Source organism: Pseudoalteromonas sp. (assembly GCF_041613455.1).
In the GTDB taxonomy this organism is placed as follows: Bacteria; Pseudomonadota; Gammaproteobacteria; order Enterobacterales; family Alteromonadaceae; genus Pseudoalteromonas.
Genome location: NZ_JBFJHD010000014.1, coordinates 15,903 through 39,395, shown reverse-complemented (window position 1 = coordinate 39,395; position 23,493 = coordinate 15,903). Strand labels below are relative to the sequence as shown.

General features: G+C 44.6%; 19 protein-coding genes and 1 pseudogene. 15 read left to right on the top strand and 5 right to left on the bottom strand.

Features of this window, described 5'->3' with window-relative positions; translation table 11 throughout:
- On the bottom strand, positions 1-1,490 hold a 1,490-nt coding region (locus ABYB02_RS02980; protein WP_372760905.1), incomplete at its 3' end, for a CoA-acylating methylmalonate-semialdehyde dehydrogenase.
- A 91-nt stretch (positions 1,491-1,581) separates the two neighbouring features.
- Complete coding sequence (locus ABYB02_RS02975; protein ID WP_372760903.1) at positions 1,582-2,763, bottom strand: acetyl-CoA C-acyltransferase; 1,182 nt, start codon at positions 2,761-2,763, stop codon at positions 1,582-1,584.
- A gap of 330 nt (positions 2,764-3,093) precedes the next feature.
- Here ABYB02_RS02975 and ABYB02_RS02970 point away from each other — a divergent pair, with 330 nt between their 5' ends.
- From ABYB02_RS02970 to ABYB02_RS02920, 11 genes are all read left to right on the top strand, one after another.
- A complete protein-coding gene (locus ABYB02_RS02970) occupies positions 3,094-3,528 on the top strand; it encodes a MerR family DNA-binding transcriptional regulator (RefSeq protein ID WP_372760901.1) in 435 nt (144 codons plus the stop codon).
- Positions 3,529-3,567: 39 nt separating this feature from the next.
- Complete coding sequence (locus ABYB02_RS02965) at positions 3,568-4,743, top strand: isovaleryl-CoA dehydrogenase (RefSeq protein ID WP_372760899.1); 1,176 nt, start codon at positions 3,568-3,570, stop codon at positions 4,741-4,743.
- 14 nt (positions 4,744-4,757) lie between these two features.
- Positions 4,758-6,365, top strand: a complete 1,608-nt coding sequence (locus tag ABYB02_RS02960; protein WP_372760897.1) for a carboxyl transferase domain-containing protein — start codon at positions 4,758-4,760, stop codon at positions 6,363-6,365.
- A 12-nt stretch (positions 6,366-6,377) separates the two neighbouring features.
- Entirely contained in the window at positions 6,378-7,148 is a 771-nt protein-coding gene (locus ABYB02_RS02955) for an enoyl-CoA hydratase/isomerase family protein (RefSeq protein ID WP_372760895.1), read from the top strand.
- 8 nt (positions 7,149-7,156) lie between these two features.
- Positions 7,157-9,136 (top strand): acetyl-CoA carboxylase biotin carboxylase subunit, encoded by a 1,980-nt coding sequence (locus ABYB02_RS02950; RefSeq protein WP_372760893.1) that lies wholly within the window; start codon positions 7,157-7,159, stop codon positions 9,134-9,136.
- A complete protein-coding gene (locus tag ABYB02_RS02945; RefSeq protein WP_372760891.1) occupies positions 9,136-10,032 on the top strand; it encodes a hydroxymethylglutaryl-CoA lyase in 897 nt (298 codons plus the stop codon). Before ABYB02_RS02950 ends, ABYB02_RS02945 begins: the two co-directional genes overlap by 1 nt.
- A gap of 65 nt (positions 10,033-10,097) precedes the next feature.
- Entirely contained in the window at positions 10,098-10,796 is a 699-nt protein-coding gene (locus tag ABYB02_RS02940) for a CoA transferase subunit A (protein ID WP_372760889.1), read from the top strand.
- Positions 10,797-10,810: 14 nt separating this feature from the next.
- Entirely contained in the window at positions 10,811-11,467 is a 657-nt protein-coding gene (locus ABYB02_RS02935; RefSeq protein ID WP_372760887.1) for a CoA transferase subunit B, read from the top strand.
- A gap of 428 nt (positions 11,468-11,895) precedes the next feature.
- Positions 11,896-12,975 carry a putative zinc-binding metallopeptidase gene (locus ABYB02_RS02930; RefSeq protein ID WP_372760885.1) on the top strand — a complete coding sequence of 360 codons (1,080 nt, stop codon included), beginning with the start codon at positions 11,896-11,898 and terminating at the stop codon, positions 12,973-12,975.
- A 70-nt stretch (positions 12,976-13,045) separates the two neighbouring features.
- Positions 13,046-14,500 (top strand): circularly permuted type 2 ATP-grasp protein, encoded by a 1,455-nt coding sequence (locus ABYB02_RS02925; RefSeq protein ID WP_372760883.1) that lies wholly within the window; start codon positions 13,046-13,048, stop codon positions 14,498-14,500.
- Positions 14,497-15,423: an alpha-E domain-containing protein gene (locus tag ABYB02_RS02920; protein ID WP_372760881.1), complete on the top strand. Its 927-nt coding sequence runs from the start codon at positions 14,497-14,499 to the stop codon at positions 15,421-15,423. The genes ABYB02_RS02925 and ABYB02_RS02920 overlap by 4 nt, the downstream gene beginning before the upstream one ends.
- A gap of 11 nt (positions 15,424-15,434) precedes the next feature.
- Here ABYB02_RS02920 and ABYB02_RS02915 read toward each other — a convergent pair.
- Positions 15,435-16,079 (bottom strand): annotated as a pseudogene (locus ABYB02_RS02915) (peptide-methionine (R)-S-oxide reductase); the annotation flags it as partial.
- 378 nt (positions 16,080-16,457) lie between these two features.
- Between ABYB02_RS02915 and pxpB the strand changes: the two are divergent.
- The 4 genes from pxpB (at position 16,458) to ABYB02_RS02895 (ending at position 20,916) form a co-directional block, all read left to right on the top strand.
- Entirely contained in the window at positions 16,458-17,123 is a 666-nt protein-coding gene (pxpB, locus tag ABYB02_RS02910; RefSeq protein WP_372760879.1) for a 5-oxoprolinase subunit PxpB, read from the top strand.
- A complete protein-coding gene (locus tag ABYB02_RS02905; RefSeq protein ID WP_372760877.1) occupies positions 17,116-18,057 on the top strand; it encodes a biotin-dependent carboxyltransferase family protein in 942 nt (313 codons plus the stop codon). Before pxpB ends, ABYB02_RS02905 begins: the two co-directional genes overlap by 8 nt.
- 323 nt (positions 18,058-18,380) lie before the next feature.
- Complete coding sequence (gene asnB / locus ABYB02_RS02900) at positions 18,381-20,054, top strand: asparagine synthase B (RefSeq protein WP_372760875.1); 1,674 nt, start codon at positions 18,381-18,383, stop codon at positions 20,052-20,054.
- 88 nt (positions 20,055-20,142) lie between these two features.
- Positions 20,143-20,916 carry a PhzF family phenazine biosynthesis protein gene (locus tag ABYB02_RS02895; protein WP_372760873.1) on the top strand — a complete coding sequence of 258 codons (774 nt, stop codon included), beginning with the start codon at positions 20,143-20,145 and terminating at the stop codon, positions 20,914-20,916.
- A 19-nt stretch (positions 20,917-20,935) separates the two neighbouring features.
- On the opposite strand, the gene egtD is transcribed toward ABYB02_RS02895, so the two are convergent.
- Both egtD and egtB read right to left on the bottom strand, forming a co-directional pair.
- Positions 20,936-21,910 (bottom strand): L-histidine N(alpha)-methyltransferase, encoded by a 975-nt coding sequence (gene egtD, locus ABYB02_RS02890; protein WP_372760871.1) that lies wholly within the window; start codon positions 21,908-21,910, stop codon positions 20,936-20,938.
- Positions 21,907-23,169 carry an ergothioneine biosynthesis protein EgtB gene (egtB, locus tag ABYB02_RS02885; RefSeq protein WP_372760870.1) on the bottom strand — a complete coding sequence of 421 codons (1,263 nt, stop codon included), beginning with the start codon at positions 23,167-23,169 and terminating at the stop codon, positions 21,907-21,909. The genes egtD and egtB overlap by 4 nt, the downstream gene beginning before the upstream one ends.
- Positions 23,170-23,493: the final 324 nt, after the last annotated feature.

Here is a 23,493-nt window from a genome sequence, read left to right as displayed (position 1 = left end):
TATTTTAAGTTAATGCTCATGTTGGGACCTGAAGCAATATCGTCTTCAAACCAACGGGCGGTAATGGTTTTAGTTTCGGTATAAAAACGAATACCTTGCTTACCATAGGTATGCGTATCGCCATAAAACGAGCCTTTCCACCCCGTAAACGAGACGAACGGCAGTGGCACCGGAATTGGTACGTTAATACCCACTTGACCTACTTCAATTTCATGTTGGAATTTGCGCGCAACGGCACCGCTTGAGGTAAATAACGATGTACCGTTACCGTATGGGCTTTCGTTAATTAGAGCGATGGCTTCTTCTAAGGTATCTACAAACATACACGCCAATACCGGACCAAAAATTTCTTCTTTATATAAATCCATCTCTTTGGTGACATCGGTAAATAATGTTGGACCTACCCAGTTACCTTGCTCGTAACCTTTAACGGTAAAGTCTGAACCATCAATTAAGCAGGTCGCGCCTTGTTTTTTACCACCTTCAATTAATGATAAAATACGTGCTTTAGCAGCTTTTGATGTTTGCGGGCCGTATGCCGCTTCTGCATCATCCCACACACCTGGGCGTACCCCTTCAAAACCGGCTTTAATTTCATCAACCCAGTCTTTTGCTTGGCCGACAAATACCGCCACCGAAATCCCCATACATCGCTGGCCCGCAGCACCCACAGAGGCACCCACTAAGTTATTAACCACATGCGATTTACTGGCATCCGGCATAATAACCATGTGATTTTTTGCCCCCACACACGCTTGTACACGTTTAAGGTTTTGTGTGCCTTTAGAATAAATATACGCACCCACACCACATGAGCCTACAAACGAGATAGCACGCACCGCTTTGTCTTCTAATAAGCGATCTACCTGTGGTTTAGTACCGTGTACCACTTGTAATACGCCTTTTGGTGCACCGGCTTCAATAAATAGCTCGGCTAAACGCATTGGTGTCAGTGGATCTTGCTCAGACGGCTTCAAAATAAAGGTGTTACCACACACAATTGCCAGCGGGAACATCCATAATGGGATCATCGCCGGAAAATTAAACGGGGTAATACCTGCACACACACCCAGTGGTTGCATGTAAGAATAGGTATCGATTTTGCGCGCCACGTTTTCCATGGTTTCGCCCATCATTAATGACGGTGCGTTAGCCGCTTGCTCAACCACTTCAATACCACGCCATACATCCCCTTTGGCATCTTCAAAGGTTTTACCCAACTCATGACAAATAATTGTGGCAAGTTCGTCGTGGTGCTCTTTTAACAAGGCCGCGTACTTCATCATAATGCGAGCACGCTCGGTAATGGGCACATCTTTCCACGTTTTAAATGTTTCTGCTGCCGATGCAATCGCGGCATCCATTTCTGCATTCGTTGCGCAAGGCACTTGTGCTAACACTTCTTGAGTTGCGGGGTTAACCACATCGATAAGTTGATCTGAGCTTGATTGAACAAACTCGCCGGCTATCAGTTGAGGTACTTGGTGCATAATTTAATCCTGTTTTAAAATATAAGTTGTTAGCGCAGCTTTATAATTAAAATTAGTGCTGCGTTTATTATTGTGTGTTACCGCGCTGCAATTACAGTGCTTCGACTGCCATCGCCACCGCTTCACCGCCACCAATACATAAAGACGCAACGCCTTTGTTAAGGCCGCGATTTTTAAGCGCATGAATAAGGGTCACTAAAATACGTGCACCACTGGCACCAATAGGATGACCCAGCGCACAAGCGCCGCCATTAACGTTTACTTTAGCTGCATCGAGTTTTAGCTCGTTAATCGCCAGCATAGTGACCATGGCAAAGGCTTCGTTAATTTCCCATAAGTCGACATCGGCGGTTGTCCAGCCGGCTTTTTCTAATACCTTCTTCATGGCGCCCACCGGTGCTACGGTAAACTCGCTGGGTTTTTGCGAATGCGTGCTGTGAGCAACAATTTTACACAGTGGCGTTAGCCCTTGCTGCTTAGCGGCTGATTCACTCATTAAGATAAGAGCAGCACCACCATCTGAAATTGACGATGAGTTAGCCGCCGTAATGGTACCGTCTTTTTTAAATGCCGCACGTAGACTGGGGATTTTTTCAGGACGCGCATTACCGGGTTGTTCATCAACCGACACGGTAACATCGCCCTTACGGGTTTTAAGCGTATGCGGAGCGACTTCGTTAGTAAAATAACCGTTTTCAATCGCCGCGGTGGCTTTGGTAAGCGAGCTTAGTGCAAAGTTATCCATTTGCTCACGACCAATGCCATATTGGTCGGCCGTGTCTTGGGCAAAACAGCCCATGGCTTTGTTGTCGTACGCATCTTCAAGACCATCACTCATCATGTGATCTTTAATTTCGCCATGCCCCATACGCATACCGCCGCGTGCTTTAGGAATAAAGTACGGTGCATTACTCATGCTTTCCATCCCACCCGCAACGGCTGAGTTAATAGACCCAGCTTTAATTAAATCGTGTGCTAACATGGCTGCTTTTAAGCCCGAGCCACACACCTTATTAATAGTGGTAGCGCCGGTGCCAAGCGCCAAGCCTGCTTTTAACATTGCTTGTCGTGCTGGGGCCTGACCAACACCGGCAGGTAATACACAACCCATAATTACTTCATCAATGGCATCGTTACTCAGGCCTGTTTCAACTAATGCACTGGCAATTGCCGTTGCGCCAAGTTCAGTTGATTGCGCATCACTCAGTGCGCCCATAAATCCACCCATTGGGGTGCGTTTTGCTGCTACAATAACAACGGCTTCGCTAGTCATAAAAGGCTCCATTTAGTCATTGGCACTGTGCAATAAAAATACACCAAGCCAAACAATTTATTTATAATCTGTTTACGAGCATACATAATATTTACGTTTACGCCAACGTAAATCTAAAATCAACTTTTACTTAACTGTAAAAACTGTAAACTTATTTGTATTTTGTACCACTCCACGTTATTAAAAACCGCTGTACGAGTTATAAAGCCTAACATCAGCTAATTTAAGTTGTGCTAATTTATTAGTCTAAAGTATTACATTAAGATGTTGCTTTACCTTTACGTAAACTTCACTTATATTGAGGGCATTCGAATTAGGTAAAACACTATTATGAAACCAGATAATCAAACCAGTTTTGCAACATCGGCCCATGAGCCTGCCAGTCACGAACAAACGTTTAGTATTAGCGAACTGGCAAAAGAGTTTGACATTACCACGCGCTCAATCCGCTTTTATGAAGACCAAGGGCTTATTACGCCAAGCAGAAATGGCCAAACTCGTATCTATTCTAAGCGCGATAAAGTGCGCCTAAAGCTAATTTTACGCGGCAAACGCCTAGGCTTTACCCTTGCCGAAACAGGCCGCTTGTTTGAACTTTATGACGCCGACAAATCCAGTGCCAAGCAGTTGGTGACTATGCTTGACCTTATCAGCGAGAAAAAAGCCGACCTATCACAACAAATGGATGACATTAAAGTTGTTCTTATGGAATTGGTAACCGCCGAGCGCCGTTGCCGCGACACATTAAATAAAATAGATGAGTAATACGCTGTATTAACTTAATCAATCACACAGGAATGAATCATGAGCACTATTTCACTATATAAAGAAATGAACTTTGGCCTTGGCGAAACAGCCGATATGATCCGCGGGCATGTTAATAGCTTTGCCAGCCAAGAAATTGCCCTATTAGCCGAAAAAACCGACCTTGAGAATGCGTTTCCAAACCAACTTTGGCCACAAATGGGCGAAATGGGGTTATTAGGCATGACCGTGGCCGAAGAGTTTGGTGGTGCCGGTTTAGGTTATTTAGAGCACGTGATTGCCATGGAAGAAATAAGCCGTGCCAGTGCCTCGATTGGTCTTAGCTATGGTGCCCATTCAAACCTGTGTGTCAATCAAATTAACCGTAATGGCACGCAAGCACAAAAAGAAAAATACTTGCCGAAACTGATCAGCGGTGAACACATTGGTGCGCTGGCTATGAGCGAGCCAAATGCCGGCTCTGACGTGGTATCGATGAAGCTAAAAGCCGAGAAAAAAGGCGATAAGTACATTTTAAACGGCAATAAAATGTGGATCACCAATGGTCCTGATGCGCATACCTTTGTGATTTACGCTAAAACCGATTTAACTGCCGGTGCTAAAGGCATTACTGCGTTTATTGTAGAAAGCAACTTCCCGGGTTTTTCCACCGCGCAAAAGCTCGACAAACTTGGCATGCGTGGCTCAAACACCTGTGAACTGGTATTTGAAAACTGTGAAGTTCCTGAAGAAAACATTTTAGGTAACTTAAACGAAGGCGTTAAGGTACTTATGAGCGGCTTAGACTACGAACGTGTGGTACTCGCTGCGGGACCACTGGGCATTATGCAAGCATGTATGGATATTGTTGTGCCGTATATTCACGAGCGTAAACAGTTTGATACACCGATTGGGCAATTTCAGTTAATTCAAGGCAAAGTAGCCGATATGTACACCCAAATGAACGCAGCGCGCTCTTACGTGTACACCGTGGCAAAGGCCTGCGATCGCGGTGAAACAACTCGTAAAGACGCCGCCGGCGCTATTTTATATGCCGCAGAGTTGGCAACAAAAATGGCGCTCGATGCCATTCAAATTTTAGGGGGGAATGGCTATATCAATGAATACGCCACTGGCCGCCTACTGCGTGATGCGAAATTATATGAAATTGGTGCCGGTACTTCAGAAATCCGCCGCATGCTAATTGGCCGCGAACTTTTCACTGAAAGCCGATAACAAGGACTGACACTATGACGATTTTAACATCGAGCGTTAATCCCCACGATCCGACCTTTGTGCAAAACCAGCAAAATATGTCGGCACTGGTTGATGACTTACGCGATAAAGTAGCCACTATTAGTTTAGGCGGTGGCACTGCACTTAAAGAGCGCCACGAAGGCCGTGGTAAGTTATTTGTGCGCGATCGCATTAATACCTTAATTGATGAAGGGTCGCCGTTTTTAGAAATTTCACAATTTGCCGCCTATGGCGTCTATGAGCAAGATATTCCCTGTGCCGGTGTAGTAGCTGGAATTGGCCGCGTTAAAGGCATTGAGTGCATGATCATTGCAAACGATGCCACAGTAAAAGGCGGCACCTATTTCCCACTCACAGTGAAAAAGCATTTACGTGCACAAGACATAGCCGAGCGCTGCCATTTGCCTTGTATCTATTTAGTGGATTCGGGCGGGGCTAACTTACCTCAGCAAGATGATGTGTTTCCCGATAAACTGCATTTTGGCCGTATTTTTTACAACCAAGCGCGCATGTCGGGTAAAGGGATTCCTCAAATTGCTGTGGTTATGGGGTTATGTACCGCAGGCGGCGCGTATGTACCGGCCATGGCTGATGAAAGTATTATAGTCAAAGAGCAAGGCACTATCTTTTTAGCTGGCCCGCCGTTGGTTAAAGCCGCCACTGGCGAAGAAGTGACCGCCGAAGAGCTTGGCGGCGCTGATGTGCATTGTAAAACCTCAGGGGTTGCCGATCATTACGCTGAAAACGATGCCCATGCGCTGTCAATTGCGCGCCAATGCATTGAGCGTATTAACTACAGCCGCCCAACGGCCCCTTTATTAAGCGAAGTAAAACCACCCCGCTACGACATTAACGAACTGTACGGCATTGTTGGCACCGACTTGAAAAAGCCGTTTGATGTACGTGAAGTGATTGCCCGTACTGTGGATGATTCATCATTTGATGAATTTAAACGCTATTTTGGTGAAACATTAGTGACTGGTTTTGCCAGCATTTATGGTCACCCTGTTGGCATCGTGGCTAACAACGGCATTTTATTTAGTGAGTCGGCGCAAAAAGGCGCGCACTTCATTCAATTATGTGCTCAGCGCAATATTCCTTTGGTCTTTTTACAAAATATCACCGGCTTTATGGTAGGTAAAAAATACGAAGCCGAAGGCATTGCAAAACATGGCGCAAAAATGGTGATGGCCGTGTCGTGTGCTGATGTGCCTAAGTTTACCGTGTTAATTGGTGGTTCGTATGGCGCGGGTAACTACGGTATGTGTGGCCGCGCATTTGAGCCTACCATGATGTGGATGTGGCCCAATGCGCGTATTTCGGTGATGGGCGGCGAACAAGCTGCAGGAGTCCTTGCCCAAGTAAGACAAGATGGCCTAGCACGCAAAGGCGAGCACATGAGCGAGCAACAAGTGGCTGAGTTTAAAAAGCCGATTGTTGATCAATACGAGCAACAAGGACACCCCTATTATGCCAGCGCCCGTTTATGGGATGACGGCATTATTGACCCCGCCGATACCCGTAATGTGCTAGGGCTGGCGTTAAGTGCTGCAAATAATGCACCTCAGCGTGACTCGAAATTTGGCGTATTTAGAATGTAACCGGAGGATAAAATGTCAGTAACACTACAAATAACAAAATCTAATGTGGCTGTACTCGTTTTAAGCCGCCCAGAAAAACGCAACGCCTTTAACAGCGAAGTAATTCAAGAGCTGATCAAATGCATTGAGCACGCCAATACCTTAGACATTCGCGCTTTAGTATTAAAAACTGAAGGCAAACATTTTTCCGCCGGGGCCGATTTGGCCTGGATGAAATCAATGGCTGATAATAACTTTAACGATAATTTAGCCGACTCAATGCAGCTGGCTAAATTAATGCAAGTGTTAGCCATCAGCCCACACCCAACCGTGTGCGCGGTGCAAGGTGCAGCATTTGGTGGCGCGTTAGGCTTAATTGCCTGTTGTGATATAGCCATATGCCAAGACAATGCACAATTTTGTTTAAGCGAAGTAAAATTAGGGCTTATTCCCGCAGTTATTAGCCCGTATGTGATCAAAGCCATTGGTGAGCGCGCGGCGCGGCGCTACTTTTTAACCGCTGAATTATTTGATGCCCATACTGCAAAACAATTAGGCTTAGTGCATCAAGTCACTGGTAATTTAGACTGTGCCCTTGACACTATGCTACAAACTTTAATTGATAACGGCCCGGTCGCGGTAAAAGCCGCAAAAGCACTGATAAACGATGTAGCAAATAAAGACATCGACGATGAATTAATCGCCCTGACTGCAGAGCGTATTGCGAATATTCGTGTATCGACTGAAGGTCAAGAAGGCTTAAGCGCGTTTTTTGAAAAACGTGAACCACAATGGCAACGTTAGGATTGATTATGAACTCAGCAAAATTACAAAAAATATTGATTGCCAATCGTGGGGAAATTGCCTGTCGAATTATGCGCACCGCGAAGCAAATGGGACTTACCACGGTCGCCGTATACTCTGACGCTGACAAGTACGCACAGCATGTAAAAATGGCCGACGAAGCCTACCACATTGGCCCTGCGCCAAGTAAAGATTCGTATTTAGTGGCCGCTAAAATTTTACAAGTAGCCAAAGACAGTGGCGCCGATTGCATTCACCCTGGTTATGGTTTTTTATCTGAAAACTGCGAATTTGCGAAGGCTTGTGAAGCGAACAATATTGCGTTTATTGGCCCTCCCGCTAGCAGCATTGAAGCGATGGGCTCAAAAACCCGCGCTAAAGAAATCATGGCTGCAGCTAATGTGCCTTTAGTACCGGGCTATTATGGCGCGCAACAAGACCCTGCTTTTTTACAAAGTGAGGCAGAAAAAATTGGCTACCCCGTACTAATAAAAGCGGCTTATGGCGGCGGGGGTAAAGGCATGCGCGTGGTGAACCATGCGAAAGATTTTATTAGTGCACTGGAAGGCGCACAACGTGAAGCCATTGCCGGTTTTGGTAACGATTTAGTGCTACTTGAGCGGTATGTTGATCAACCGCGCCACGTAGAAGTACAAGTATTTGCTGATAACCATGGTAACTGCGTGTACTTAGGCGACCGCGACTGTTCACTACAACGCCGCCATCAAAAAGTGATTGAAGAAGCTCCTGCGCCGGGGTTATCTGAACAATTACGTAAAGCAATGGGCGAAGCGGCGGTGCGCTGTGCACTGGCGATTAACTACCGTGGGGCTGGCACTGTGGAGTTTTTACTGTGTGGCGAGGAGTTCTTTTTTATGGAAATGAACACCCGTTTACAAGTAGAGCACCCGGTAACCGAAATGGTGACCGGTGTAGACTTAGTCAGCTGGCAAATTAATATCGCCGGCGGTGAAGCATTGCCATTGGCACAGCAAGATATTCAATTACAAGGCCACAGCTTTGAAGCGCGTATTTACGCTGAAGACCCTGCTAACGACTTTATTCCGTGCTCAGGCACCATTGAAGCGCTATATACACCACACAACAGTGAGTTTGTGCGCATTGATACCGGTATTGCTGCAGGCGATGAAATTAGCCCGTTTTACGACCCTATGATTGCGAAGTTAATTGTCCATGACGACAGCCGCGAACAAGCATTGAGTCGCTTACAACACGCACTGGAGCAGTTTCATTTAGCAGGTTTTAGTACCAATATCGGCTTTTTACATAATTTAGCTACGCACGCTACCTTTAAGCAAGGCGCACCGAGCACCCACTTTATTGCTGAGCAAGGTGATGCGCTAGTAAGTATTGCGCAATCGCAGCAGCATATTAGTCAAGTGATTGCGGCCTTCGCCTATTTAGAGTCATTAACTAGCAGCAACAGTGCCAGTCCATGGCAGCAGCTCAGCGGTTTTGCACTTAATGCAGCGCCTACGGTGAAAGTACCATTTACCGATTTAACCCTCAGCGCAGTGAAAACGCCATTAGGCTACACTATTTACCAAGACCAACTAAAGTTCACTGTAGAAGGCACAGTAAACAATGGCTTATGTAACGTGGTTATTAATGGCGAAAAGCACACAGCCCATGTTTGCCGTAGCGGTAATGACATTACTGTGATGTATAAAGCACTACAAACTCGCTTAGAGCTGATAGATAAGCACTATATTAGCGATCACCAAAGTGATGCATTGCCACTAGCAGCGCCGCTTAACGGCACGGTGGTAAAACACTTAGTTGAGCTTGGCAGTACTATCAGCAAAGGCGATGCGGTGGTTATTATTGAAGCGATGAAAATGGAATATACCCTCAATGCACCGCACGACGGCGTTTTAACTAGTTACTGCTTTGCTGAAGGCGAGCTGGTTAGTCATGGTGCGCTGCTTGCCATTGTTGAAGACACCACTTTGGATGAAGGTGCCTAATGACTGACTTTCCACAAACAGTACGAATTGTTGAGGTCGGTGCGCGCGATGGCTTGCAAAATGAACAAGCCGTTGCCACGGCCGATAAGGTGGCGTTGATTAATGCCCTGGCGGCCGCCGGCTTGAAAGATATTGAAGCCGGTGCCTTTGTATCGCCCAAATGGGTGCCACAAATGGCAGACTCAGCACAGGTAATTAGCGCAGTTAATTTGCCCGAGGTTAATTTAAGCGCCCTAACGCCGAACCTAAAAGGGGCTGAAGCGGCTCATGCTGTCGGTATTAAAGAGTTTGCGATTTTTACCGCTGCCAGCGAATCATTTTGTCAAAAAAATATTAACTGCAGTATAGAGCAAAGCATTGAGCGTTTTATTCCAGTGATGGAATTTGCTAAAGCCCATAACATTCGCGTACGCGGCTATGTGAGTTGTGTATTAGGTTGCCCGTACGAAGGCGACATTGACCCACAAGCGGTGCTGAATGTTAGCAAAAAGTTACTTGAACTTGGTTGTTACGAAATCAGTCTCGGTGATACTATTGGCGTTGGCACTGCTGCTAAAGTAACCAACTTAATTAAATTACTGGTTAAGTATATTGACAAACGTAAACTGGCGGTGCATTTTCATGACACCTATGGTCAGGCGCTCACCAATATTTATGCAGCGCTGAGCTTAGGTATAGCAACGGTAGACGCGGCAGTGGCAGGCTTAGGCGGCTGCCCTTATGCGAAAGGCGCGTCAGGAAATGTTGCCACCGAAGATGTTGTTTACTTACTGCAAGGACTTGGCATTGAGCATGGCGTGGATTTACAAAGGCTGAGTGAAGCCGGTTGGCAAATCACTAAAATGCTCAACAAACAACCGCTTAGTAAAGTGTCGGTCGCCTTACACAATAAATAATTCGCGTTGCGGGCAAATTGCTTAGCTCGCAACCTAGCTAAAAAGAATACAATGGGGAGTGGCTCATGGCCGGATTTGATAAAGTAGTTACAAGCTACGAAGCCGCAATGGCAGGGTTAAAAGATGGCGATACCATCATTGCCGGTGGCTTTGGTTTATGTGGTATTCCAGAGGGCTTAATTAAACAAATTAAGCACATGCAAACTAAACAGTTAACCGTGGTATCTAATAACTGCGGTGTTGATGACTTTGGTTTAGGTATTTTACTGCAAGACAAACAAATTAAAAAAGTAGTGGCTTCCTATGTGGGTGAAAACGCACTTTTTGAACAACAATTACTCAGTGGTGAAATTGACGTTGAACTGACACCACAAGGCACACTGGCTGAAAAAATGCGCGCTGGTGGTGCGGGTATTCCCGCCTTTTATACCGCCACAGGTTACGGTACCCCCGTTGCAGAAGGCAAAGAGGTGAAAGAGTTTAATGGTCGTCCGTATATTTTAGAAGAGTCGATCACCGGTGAGTTCGCCATAGTAAAGGCATGGAAAGCCGATCGTTACGGTAATTTAGTATTTCGCCACACAGCGATGAACTTTAACCCGATGGCAGCGACCGCGGGTAAAATAACCGTGGCCGAGGTAGAAGAAATTGTTGAACCAGGAGAGCTTGAGCCGAGCCAAATTCACACTCCGGGCATTTTTGTTAATCGCGTTATTAAAGGCAACTTTGAAAAACGTATTGAACGTGTCACCACTCGAGATTAAGCAGGAGCATTATTATGGCATTATCACGTGAACAAGTTGCAATGCGCGTTGCACAAGAACTAAAAGATGGCTACTACGTTAATTTAGGAATAGGAATTCCGACACTCGTCGCAAACTATGTTCCAGATGACATAGAAGTTATGTTACAGTCCGAAAATGGCCTATTAGGCATGGGGCCCTACCCGACTAAAGCAGAGCTAGACGCCGATATGATCAACGCGGGTAAAGAAACCGTGACGGCAGCAACCGGTGCCGCTATATTTAATAGTGCAGATAGTTTTGCCATGATACGGGGTGGTCATGTAGACTTAACTGTTCTGGGCGCTTTTGAGGTCGATCAAAACGGCAGCATCGCGTCGTGGATGATCCCAAAAAAGCTGGTTAAAGGCATGGGCGGCGCAATGGATTTAGTAGCGGGTGCGCAAAATATCATTGTTACCATGACCCACGCTAGTAAGCACGGCGAATCTAAACTGTTAGAAAGCTGTACCTTACCGCTCACCGGCGTAAATTGCGTAAAGAAAATAGTCACAGATTTAGCCGTATTAGAAGTGAAAGACGGCGCCTTTCATCTGTTAGAGCGTGCACCTGGCGTATCAGTAGATGAAATTATTAGTAAAACAGCAGGTAAGTTACTTGTTGATGGTGAAGTACCTGAAATGGTTTTTTAACTAACCGTTTAAGCTGCTTTACCCAGTACCGACCTCATTCCCAGTGCCTATGGCGCTGAGTTACCCAAAATCCCTCGCAAGAGGGATTTTTTTTGCCCCAAATTCAAGCCGCTCTTCTGTGCTCCCCTTCACGGTAAGTTAATGCACAATTTAGCATTAGAATCATCGCTTAATCATAAACTGAAAAGTACTACATAACGGCTAAATCACATTATTTTTAACACAATGACTAAGTTTTTGTGCATTTTTTATGTAGTTTTTTTCTGTAGTTATGGCGCAGCACAACACTTACGCTGTTAACCACATTGGTACCATAAATTCCACACCAGCTCGCAGTTATAAATAGGGTACTGGGGGCAAATGGTCTATATTAGTTACACGGTATTAATCTTTTATTTTTATCGCTTTAACGTTTTATAGGTAATTATTTGAAAACATATACATGTAAATGTGGCAATGCGCTCTATTTTGCGAATAGCAAATGCTTGGCATGCGGTGCCATGGTTGGCTTTTTACCCGATGAACAGCAGCTCAGTACTCTAACCATCACTGACGATGGCCTTTATAAGGTGACACAAAACAATAAGCTTTATCGCCAGTGTAAAAATTATTGGCAGTATGACGTATGTAATTGGATGGTACCTAATAGTGATAGCCATGAACTGTGCCAGTCGTGCCGCTTAAATGTGATGATCCCTAATTTAGAAAAGCCGGAAAACTTATCATTATGGTATAGCATGGAGCAGGCTAAACGCCGCTTACTCTACACCTTAATAAAACTTCAGTTACCTATTCAAGGCCGTGATAGCGATCCCGCTGGCGGCTTAGGCTTTTCATTTTTAGAAGATGAAATTGCCGATGAGTATGGTAATGAGTTAACCGTTAAAAATTACGTGGTTATTGGTCACAACTCTGGGTTAATCACGATCAATTTGCGTGAGGCAATTGCCTCTGCGCGAATTGAAATGCGTGAGAAAATGAACGAGCAATACCGCACGCTTATTGGTCATTTTCGCCATGAGTCGGGGCATTATTATTGGGATAGATTAATTCAACCTTCGCCCTTACTCAGCCGTTTTAGAGAGCTATTTGGCGATGAGCGTTTAAGTTACACCCATGCAATGGAGCAATACTATAAAAATGGCCCTGCCAATAACTGGCAAAATGTGTGGATCAGCGCCTATGCCAGTATGCACCCCTGGGAAGATTGGGCCGAAACATGGGCCCATTACCTACACATGATAGATACCCTAGAAACAGCTAATGACTGCGAGATTAATATTGCGGGGCATCAAATTAAAAACCCGTTAGAGCATTGCGAGCAAGTCACAGAAGCTGGCACCGCAATTAGCTTTACGCAATTATTTAATGATTGGTGTCGGCTAACTAAGTCACTTAATGCGGTTAATCGCAGTATGGGCCATGATGATGCCTACCCGTTTGTGATCTCTGTCACTGCGCTGAATAAACTTAGATTTATTCACGAAATCATACAGCAATGTGATTAAGTTACTGGTAATAAGCATGAACTAGGCTGCCACTGGCTATGTCATTGGCGCAACTAAAAAGGACACAGGTATGACAATTAATTGGGAAAGTTACCCCCTTAAAGATTTGCATGACGAAATGTTAGCCGACGCCGACACGCCGCGCCCCTTTGCAGCCGAACTCTGTGATTATTTAACACAGTTAAGCGATGACGACTTGGTAGAATTTAAAACCGCTGCTGAGCTCGCTATTCAAACCATGGGGATCACCTTTCGAGTGTATAATGATGAGGAAGGCTCGATTGATCGCGCATGGCCTTTTGATATTATTCCGCGTTTAATTGACAAACAAGAATGGCAAACTATCGAGCGCGGCCTCAAACAGCGGGTCAAAGCAATTAACCTATTTATTAATGATTTATACAACGAGCAAAACATTATTAAAGACGGTGTTTTTCCTGCCCAATTACTTGAAAAATCAAAAAACTTCTTACCGCAATGTAAAGGTTTTACGCCACCGCTGGGTATTTGGGCGCACATTTGTGGCTCTGATTTAGTGCGTGATAATGACGGCACTGTGTATGTATTAGAAGATAATTTGCGTGTTCCTTCGGGCGTATCCTACATGCTAGAAAATCGTCAGGTCATGAAGCGTGTTTTCCCCGAAATGTTTGATAAATACAATATTTTACCTGTTGATGACTACCCTTCTGCACTTTACGACATGCTGGCGCAATACTCGCCGCGTGCTATTGCCGAACCAGAAATTGTGGTGCTGTCACCGGGGATTTATAACTCAGCCTATTTTGAACACGCTTATTTGGCACAACAAATGGGGGCAGAGCTGGTGGTGGGCAGTGATTTACTGGTCGATGAAGACGACTGCGTTTACATGCGTACCATTGAAGGGTTAACCCAAGTGGATGTGATTTACCGGCGCATTGATGACTTATTTTTAGACCCCGAAGCGTTTAACCCCGACTCAACGTTAGGCGTTTCTGGGTTAATGCGCGCTTGGCGTGCCGGTAAAGTCGCGCTCATTAATGCACCAGGTGCGGGGGTTGCTGATGACAAAGCCGTGTATGCTTTCGTTCCCGATATTATAAAATACTATTTAAATGAAGACGCCATTTTGCCAAATGTGCCAACCTATAAATGTATTAATCCTGATGAGCAAGCCTATGTATTGGATAATATAGAAAAATTAGTGGTTAAACCCGCTAATGAATCGGGTGGTTATGGCATGCTCATTGGCCCCCATGCAAGTGCTGAGCAACATGAAGAGTTTAAACAATTGATAAAAGCCGATCCACGTAATTATATTGCGCAGCCTATGTTAATGCTCTCAACTGCTCCCACTATGGTTGATAATCATGTCGAACCACGGCATTTAGATTTGCGGCCGTTTATCCTAAGCGGTAAACAGATCACCGTAACCACCGGCGGGCTCACTCGCGTTGCATTACGCAAAGGCTCTATTGTGGTTAACTCATCACAAGGTGGCGGCAGTAAAGACACATGGATAGTTGATATGGAGGCGTTATGAGTATGTTGTCACGAGTAGCAAGTAACATTTATTGGTTGGGGCGCTACTTAGAGCGTGCTGAAAATTCGGCACGCATTATGAATGTAAATTCGAACCTATTACTCGACTTACCAAAAACCATCCGCTTGGGCTGGCAACCGATAATTGAAATAGTGTCGGCACAAACGTTGTTTAAGCAGCTTTACAGCGAAGCTAATGAGCTTAATGTTGCGCATTTTATTATTACCGACACCAATAATCCGGGTTCTATTTTAAGTTCGTTAATTAGTGCCCGAGAAAATGCCCGCACTATACGTGAAGTGATCCCTCGTGAAGCGTGGGAGCAAATTAATACCTTATATTTGCTTGCCAAAGATGCGCAGGCCGGTATTGCTAATCAACGGCATCGCTATGCGTATTTAAATAAAATTATTTTAGCCAATCAAGCTATTACTGGTATTTTGTCTGGCACCATGACCCACGATGCAGGCTATGAGTTTTTGCGTTTAGGACGCAATATTGAACGCGCCGATATGACCACGCGCATACTCGATGTACGTTCGTCAACATTATTACCCGACATAGAGCCGTCTCAAGCCCCGTTTGAAAATATTCAATGGATGAGTGTGCTTAAATCGTTAACCGGTTATCAAATGTACCGCCGCGAAATGCGTGTCAGAGTAAAGCGCGAAGATGTGTTATGTTTTTTACTGCAAAACAATAAATTTCCCCGCTCATTAGGCCATATTTTACATCAAGTGCAATTTTGTTTATCGGCGCTGCCAAATAATAGTGAGGCGCTCAGTGAGCTTAAAACGGTGCAGCAACAATTAATTCAAGTAAACCCGCGGTTACTAAAACAAGATAAACTGCATGAGTTTATTGATGATATTCAGTTAGGCTTAAATGCAATACATAGTAAAACCGCCACTAGCTACTTTTAACGTAACGGTCGTTAATTGTTGGCTCTGGGCTTAAACTCTAACACGGTGGCATTAATACAATAACGATCTTGCCCTTTGGGGCCTTCGCCTCTGAATACGTGCCCTAAATGAATACCGCTGGTTTTAGCGCGTAATTCTATACGCTGCATACCCCAACGACTGTCGTCGTGGTATGTCACACTGTTTTTTACCGGCTGGGTAAATGATAACCAGCCGGTGCCTGAATTAAACCTATCTCGCGTGTCAAATAACGCCTCGCCACTGAGCTTGTCAACAAAGGTGCCATCGCTGGTAGTGTTAAAAAGTTTATATTGTTTGCAATAAGCGCGATCGGTGCTGGCATTAAACGCCACTTGGTAGGCATCGCTGTCGCCGAGCTTAAATGCCCCTAATAACTTATAAAACGCCGGCGCCGCTAGGTAGCCTTGATATGCATACACTTCTACCCCGTGCTCTAAAAACAACACGGTAGGGGTTGCCCACGTCGAGGACTTAATGGTTAACCCGCTAAGCTCATCGGCATGGCGAAATGTCATGGGGATACTGCCCTGGTAATGATTCGCCACATCACGTTTAAATTTTTCACAGTACGGGCAATAGGCTGGCGAATCCAACACCAGTATTTGTTTGCCCTGCATTAACAGGGAATTATCCACGGTTACTTCATGGGTAGTAGCGGCCACATTATTTGCTGCTACTTTTTCAAACGGCGCAGCAGTGCTCACAGCACCACTTACTAAAGCGCTGAACGTGATAACCATTAGCAGAGAATATGACATAGTTGCCCTTGAAAATGCCTGTTATTATTAGGACCAGCGTCGCTGGCTATTAATTTCAATTAAATCACGCGCTGAAATTTTTACATTATTTCAGTAATATCCCTTTAACGGCTGCTGCAACGAGTATTTGCTGGGTTATGGTTGTATTGATGCGGCTAGTTTCGTCTGTTACTGCACTGCACTGGTCGCAAGGCTATCTATATATCTTGATATTTATGTTAGCTTTGTAGCATGTTGTATTTAAAGGTTTGTACTATGGATATGCTTCCCCTTGTTTATGCACTCAGTAACACCCGCTTACTGATTGATGCGACCCACATAAACGCTGGCAATGTGTTAGCGACACAAAAAAAAATTTGGGCGTTGGCGGCGCATTGCACTACCAGTAATGAGTTTATAGATGTCGTCCCGGGCATGAACTCACTAACGCTTTATTTGCGTTCATCAGCTCAATTAACTCACTGGCAACGTACTCTCCCTGCCTTGTGGGCAGATATTAAAAGCAGTGACTTTAGCGGTAACCATCATGTAATTAACACACATTATAACGGCGCAGACTTACTCAGCTTAGCGCAATTTCATAATTTAACGGTGCAGGAAGTGATTAACATTCACTGTGCCACGCAATACCATGTGTTGTTTTTAGGCTTTCAGCCTGGGTTTGCCTATTTACACGGCTTAGACCCGCGTTTACATACACCGCGTCGCGCAGAGCCTCGGATTAAAGTACCTAAAGGCGCTGTTGCCATTGGTGCGGCACAAACTGGTATATACCCAGCCGATACTCCAGGTGGCTGGCATATTATAGGCCACAGCGATACTGAACTATTTAATAGCAACAATACGCCCGCGTGTTTATTACAACCTGGTGATACGCTTGCGTTTGTTGCAACTCATACACAGGAGCTAGCAAATGATTAAGGTTATTAAGCCCGGTGTACTGCTAACAATTCAAGATTTAGGTCGCGTGGGTTACCGTCATTTAGGAGTGAGCACTGCAGGGAGTTTAGATAGCTATGCCCATATTATTGCCAACCGACTCTTAAACAACCACGACAACGACGCAGTCCTTGAAGTGACGGTGGGATTATGTGAGCTTGAATTTAACTGTGACACGCTAATTGCACTGCATGGCGCCGACTTACACGCCAAGCTTGATGGTCGCGCCATTTACCCCGGCTGGACATATACAGTTAAAAATAAACAAGTTTTAACCTTTGATATTGGCAGAGGCGGATTACGTGCCTACTTGGCGGTGAAAGGCGGCATACAATGCCCGCTTATTATGGGCTCCCGCTCAACCGACTTAAACGCTGGTTTTGGTGGGTTGCATGGTCGTGCCCTTTCTGCCGGCGATGTGATCCCCATTCAAGCCGCTGCAAACACACAGGCAATGAAACAAATAGGTGCCCTAACGCCAGCAAAACGCAAAGCAATCCGCCTGCACCCAAGCCCGCATGCTAAATTGCTCGGCCCTAAATTGGTTAATCATTTTCTCAGCACTGGCTTTAAAGTCAGCTGTCAGAGTAATCGCATGGGCTTGAGGTTGAGTCATGCCGATACACAGCAATTAGTGCATTGCCATTCGTTGCCTTCGCTTGCGGTTAGCCCGGGCTCGATACAGTTGCCGCCCAATGGCGAGCCTATTGTACTGTTGAACGATGGTCAAACGACGGGAGGCTATCCACTGCTCGGAAACGTTATTGCCGCTGATTTACACCAATTAGCGCAATTTAATGCCGGTGATGAAATTGTCTTTAACTATGTCAGCTTTGCACAAGCGCAGCAGGCACAACAGGCCCTCGCGGCGCATTTGGCACAGCTCAATATTGCATTGCACAATGCACGTGGCTAAACGCTCACCATTGGGGCGAGTTTTGTCATTAACTTTGCACTTTATACTGCACCATTATTGCGCATCTAATTTGTAGCGGGATTCATTGCTCCCCCTTGTAAGCCCTCGAGATAGTATGCTTTGCTTGGCTTACACGGAGTATAAGTAGCCCCAAGCACGGCAGATTGATCATTTTGGTGCATTAACGCTTATTTTGGTGCATAAATTATTCTTATTTTTTTGTAAATGCTGTGTGACTTAGGTAAATGTTTCTGTTAAAACAAAGGTAAGTCATTCAGCTAATTAGCGCTGTTAGATAAAAAATAAAAATGAGGAATTAATTTATGTGTTCAATATTTGGGGTGTTAGATATTAAATCTGATCCTGCTCAGTTGCGTACTCAAGCAATTGAAATGTCGAAGTTACTCAGACACCGAGGTCCAGATTGGTCGGGGGTGTATGCCTCTGACAAAGCCATTTTAGTGCATGAGCGGTTAGCCATTGTGGGGGTGTCCAGTGGTGCACAACCGTTATATAACCCAGAAAAAACACATATTTTAGCGGTTAATGGTGAAATTTATAATCATAAACAACTGGAAGCGGCGCTCACCGTTGATTTTAGCTTTCAAACCCAATCTGACTGTGAGGTCATTTTAGCCTTGTACAAACAAAAAGGCGCTGAGTTTTTAGATGATCTCAATGGCATTTTCGCCTTTTGTTTATATGATGAAGAAAACGATGCTTACCTTATTGGCCGTGATCATATTGGTATAATTCCGCTTTACACTGGCCACGATGAGCATGGTAACTTTTATGTCGCTTCAGAGCTAAAGGCACTTGCTCCTATTTGCAAACAGATTGAAGAGTTTCCTCCCGGGCACTACCTATACAGTAAAGACGGTGAGCTCAAGTCGTATTATAGTCGTGATTGGCAAAGTTATGCGGCGGTGAAAGATAACAGTGCCGACGCCCAAGACGTGAAAGATGCTTTAGAAGCGGCAGTTAAACGCCAACTTATGTGTGATGTACCTTATGGGGTATTACTTTCGGGTGGTTTAGATTCGTCAGTTATTTCTGCCATCACACAGCACTTCGCAGCAAAACGTATAGAAGATAACGACCAAAGCGATGCATGGTGGCCTAAACTACATTCTTTTTCGGTGGGGCTTGAAGGCTCGCCAGATCTCGCCGCGGCACAAAAAGTAGCCGATATGATTGGCACAGTGCACCATCCGATTATTTTTACCATACAGCAAGGGATAGACGCGCTTCGTGAAGTGATTTACCACATTGAAACCTACGATGTTACCACTATTCGTGCCTCTACTCCGATGTACTTAATGGCACGGCAAATAAAAGCCATGGGAATAAAAATGGTGCTGTCGGGCGAAGGCGCTGATGAGCTATTTGGTGGCTATTTGTATTTTCACAAAGCACCGAGTGCACAGGCGTTCCACGAAGAACTAAACCGTAAAGTATCAAAGCTACACATGTTTGACTGTTTACGCGCCAACAAGTCGATGGCGGCTTGGGGGGTCGAAGCACGTGTACCGTTTCTTGATAAAGAGTTTGTTGATGTGGCAATGCGCATTAACCCCCAAGCAAAAATGTGTCAAGACGGTAAAATTGAAAAACACATTTTACGCGAAGGCTTTACGGGCTATTTACCAGACGAAGTATTATGGCGACAAAAGGAGCAATTTTCCGATGGTGTGGGCTATAGTTGGATTGATACTCTAAAAGAGTATGTAAACGAGCAAGTAAGCGATCAAGCACTGGCCAATGCCAAATTTAAATACCCGATTAATACTCCAGATTCAAAAGAGGCGTACTTTTATCGCAGTATTTTTGAGTCGCACTTTCCAGGAGATGCCCCCGCACAATGTGTACCGCATGGTAAGTCAGTGGCCTGCTCTACCCCTGAAGCGTTAGCATGGGACGCCTCTTTTCAAACGAATGCCGACCCGTCAGGGCGCGCGGCAGGTATTCATAACGATGCCTATACAAGCAAGGGCTAATAGTCCCCATAGAGCGCCGCACCAATTAGCTTTACCGGTGCGGCAGTGTGCGACTGATACTAGAAAATACAATTTTTTACTACGTGGTGTGCAACAACTCGCCGTGCAAACCGTATTTGCGAACCCTAGCCAAAACTTAAATGGTGCAACGGCACTTATTGTAATTTATGACACAGCTTTAACGACCCCTGTAATGCAGCGCATCGCCACTCAGTCGCAGCACCCTGCTACGGTATTTTTAAAGCGCTCACAATTAAATAAACCACACTGCCCTATTCGCTGGTTTAATTCTCAGTGCGAAATTATGCGTTGCGGACACGGTACACTCGCGGCGGCTAAGTATTTATTACAGAATTATAATTATTGCCCGCGGCTGTTTATTACAAACAGCCATGAACACTTTGTTATGAAAGTAAAACGCAAAGTTGCACAACTTGAACTGGCGGCAATAAAATCAAAGCGAATCACTGCATGTGCCTCATTACAAGAGGTGCTACCTGTCACTATCAGTGATTACTATAGTGCGGGTGCTAAAAATAGTTACAGCATAGCGTTGATTAATCAAGCTATCGCGCTGCACAGCCTTGAGGTCGATATTAAAGCACTTAAACAGTCGCATAATAATGCCCTTATTGTGCTACAGATAAACACCCAAGATAAACAACAGTGTACCGCTTGTTTTCGTTACTTTGCGCCGCAGTTTGGGGTTGATGAAGATAGCGCAACCGGCTCGGCCGTTGCCGTCATTGCCCCTCTTATATATCAACTTTATGGTTTAACAATGGGGAGTTTAATGCAACAATCGCCGCGTGGTGCTTTTATGCACTATAAACTCGATAAACACCGCGTATTAATATATTAACTGTCATGCTAATCCTGCATTAATACGGTCTAAGTAAACACAGCGCAAAATAACCATCTTCATCTTGCCAGGTATCGGTGAGCATTAGCTGTGCCTGCTGTGCTAGTTTTTTAAAGCTAGCCAAAGTATATTTGTGTGAATTTTCGGTATGAATTGTTTCTCCTTGTTTAAAAGCTATTTTTTGCTCGCCTATCATCACCGTTTGGCAGCAATCACTGACTAAGTGCATTTCTATTCGGCTATGCTTTTCATTAAAACGCGCTTGATGGCTAAATTGACACAGCACAAAATTGGCCGCTAACTCATTGTTCATTCGCGTCAGTAAGTTTTTATTAAACGCCGCTGTCACACCGGCTTTATCGTCGTAGGCGTCTAGCAATGTGTGTCGTGATTTTATTAAGTCTATGCCGATTAATATATAGCCATTAATGCCGCACAAGCGGTGAAAGTTTTTCAGTATTTTAATTGCTGTTAGGGGATCAAAATTACCGAGCGTTGAACCAGGAAAATACACTAAATTAGTGTGGCTATCTAATGCAGTTTCTTTACTTAATTGCTTCACGGTGAGACTGTGAGTGAAATCTCCTTGTAACGGAGAAATGACTAAGCTTGGAAATTGCGCCGATAAATGCGTCAGTGAATAATTGAGCATTTCGGTCGATATTTCAAATGGCACAAACGCCCGCACATTCACTAACTGGCTCAGTAAATACGCCACTTTTTTACCCGAGCCACACCCCGGCTCTATAATGGTTAGCTTAGGCGGTAACCGCTGGGCTATTGCGGGTGCATACGCGGCTAAAATGGCAAACTCGGTGCGGGTGATATAATACTCTTTTAACGTGGTGATCTGTTCAAACAACGCCGCGCCTTTATCATCATAAAAGTATTTACAAGGCAATGTCTTTTGTCGTTTTGTCAGCCCACTAAGTACATCGTTTAAAAACGCTAAGTGGCTTACTTCACTGTTTTTGATGGCTGTCATTTGGCTCATAGTCTATCCTTTGCTAGTCGTATTCCACTGCACATCCAGGCTTGATGCGGATAATAAAAATTCCTATAAGTGATACGTGAATGATTGGCCGGTGTAAATTCACAACCTCCTCGTAACACCATTTGATTACTCATAAATTTACCATTGTATTCGCCCGCGTCACCTGTGATGGGCTCAAAGCCTGGGTATGGCAAATAGGCACTGTTGGTCCACTGCCAGCGGATATCGGTAAGCTTCGTAATCGCGTTAAGTTGCTGTTTGTCACATGGCTGCTGTTGACTGTTGTTGTCAGCATGGCGCTGCGCAACGAGCTCCCATTCGAACTCTGTGGGTAATCGTGCATTAACAAAATTTGCGTAGGCATTGGCTTCAAAATAACTCACATGACACACCGGCGCGGATAAATTAAGTGGCTGTAAACCTGCATGACCAAATTCAAACCATTGCTCATCAATGTAATACCAATACAGGGGCTGAGTTAAGTTGTGCTGCTGTAGGTGTGCCCAGCCATCACTTAACCAATAGTGTGCTCTGGTGTAGCCACCAGCCATTATAAACGCGAGATACTCGCCATTACTTACTAACCGGTTGGCAAAACTAAACGGATGTACCAAGACTTGATGCTTTGGTTGTTCGTTATCATAAGCGAATACGTTAATGGCATCCGTGCCGATGTTAATTATGGCTTTATCAAAGGCTATATAAGTCAATGGCGCAGCGCATCGCTCATCATTCAGGGTGCGTAATTTATCTGCCTCATAAACAGGAAATGTAGGATTAAGCGAAAAGTTATATTTAATATCCATAAGCATCAACTCTTGATGTTGCTGCTCATGATTAATACCCAGTGTAATAAGACGCTCCACTTCACGAGGAATGGCTGTGCTTAGTAAACGTAGCATCGCGCTATCAACATGTGCTCGGTACGCCAATATTGTCTCTAACGTAGGTCGCGATAAACTCCCACGCTCTGCACGCTTAAATTGCTTACCGATACCATTATAATAAGAGTTAAATAAAACTTTATACTCTGGGTCAAACAGCTGGTATTTGAAACTGTGTAAATCGAGTATAAAGGTTTCGAAAAACCAGCTGGTATGTGCAAGGTGCCATTTTATGGGGCTGACATCGGCCATTCCCTGTATTTGGCAATCTTCAGCATTTAGCGGTTTTACTAATGACAAGCTATAATCACGAACAGACTTAAAATAGTAAGCAAGTGGCGTTGCAGCAGACACACTTTTTTTATGGTACGCCATTGTTAGTTGAGCTCCTTTGCTTACTATATAATTAAAAATATAGCCTAAGTTCCCTTGATATAACAGCCGCACTAGGGGAAGAGCAAATTTGTGCAGCTGTTGAAAATTGTAGTTTACTTTTAACGTTTTATTGCACAAATATATAACCTTGGTCGAAAAAGTTACTTGGATTAGTAAACTATTTTGCGGCGCTGGGTGAAGTTCGCTTTTCATACCAAAAACGCATAAATATCACCATTATGATTATATTATCAGCGTTTTAGATACAAAATCATTTACATTTAGTATTTAACTCATACACTAATAACAAATTAATCTGAAATT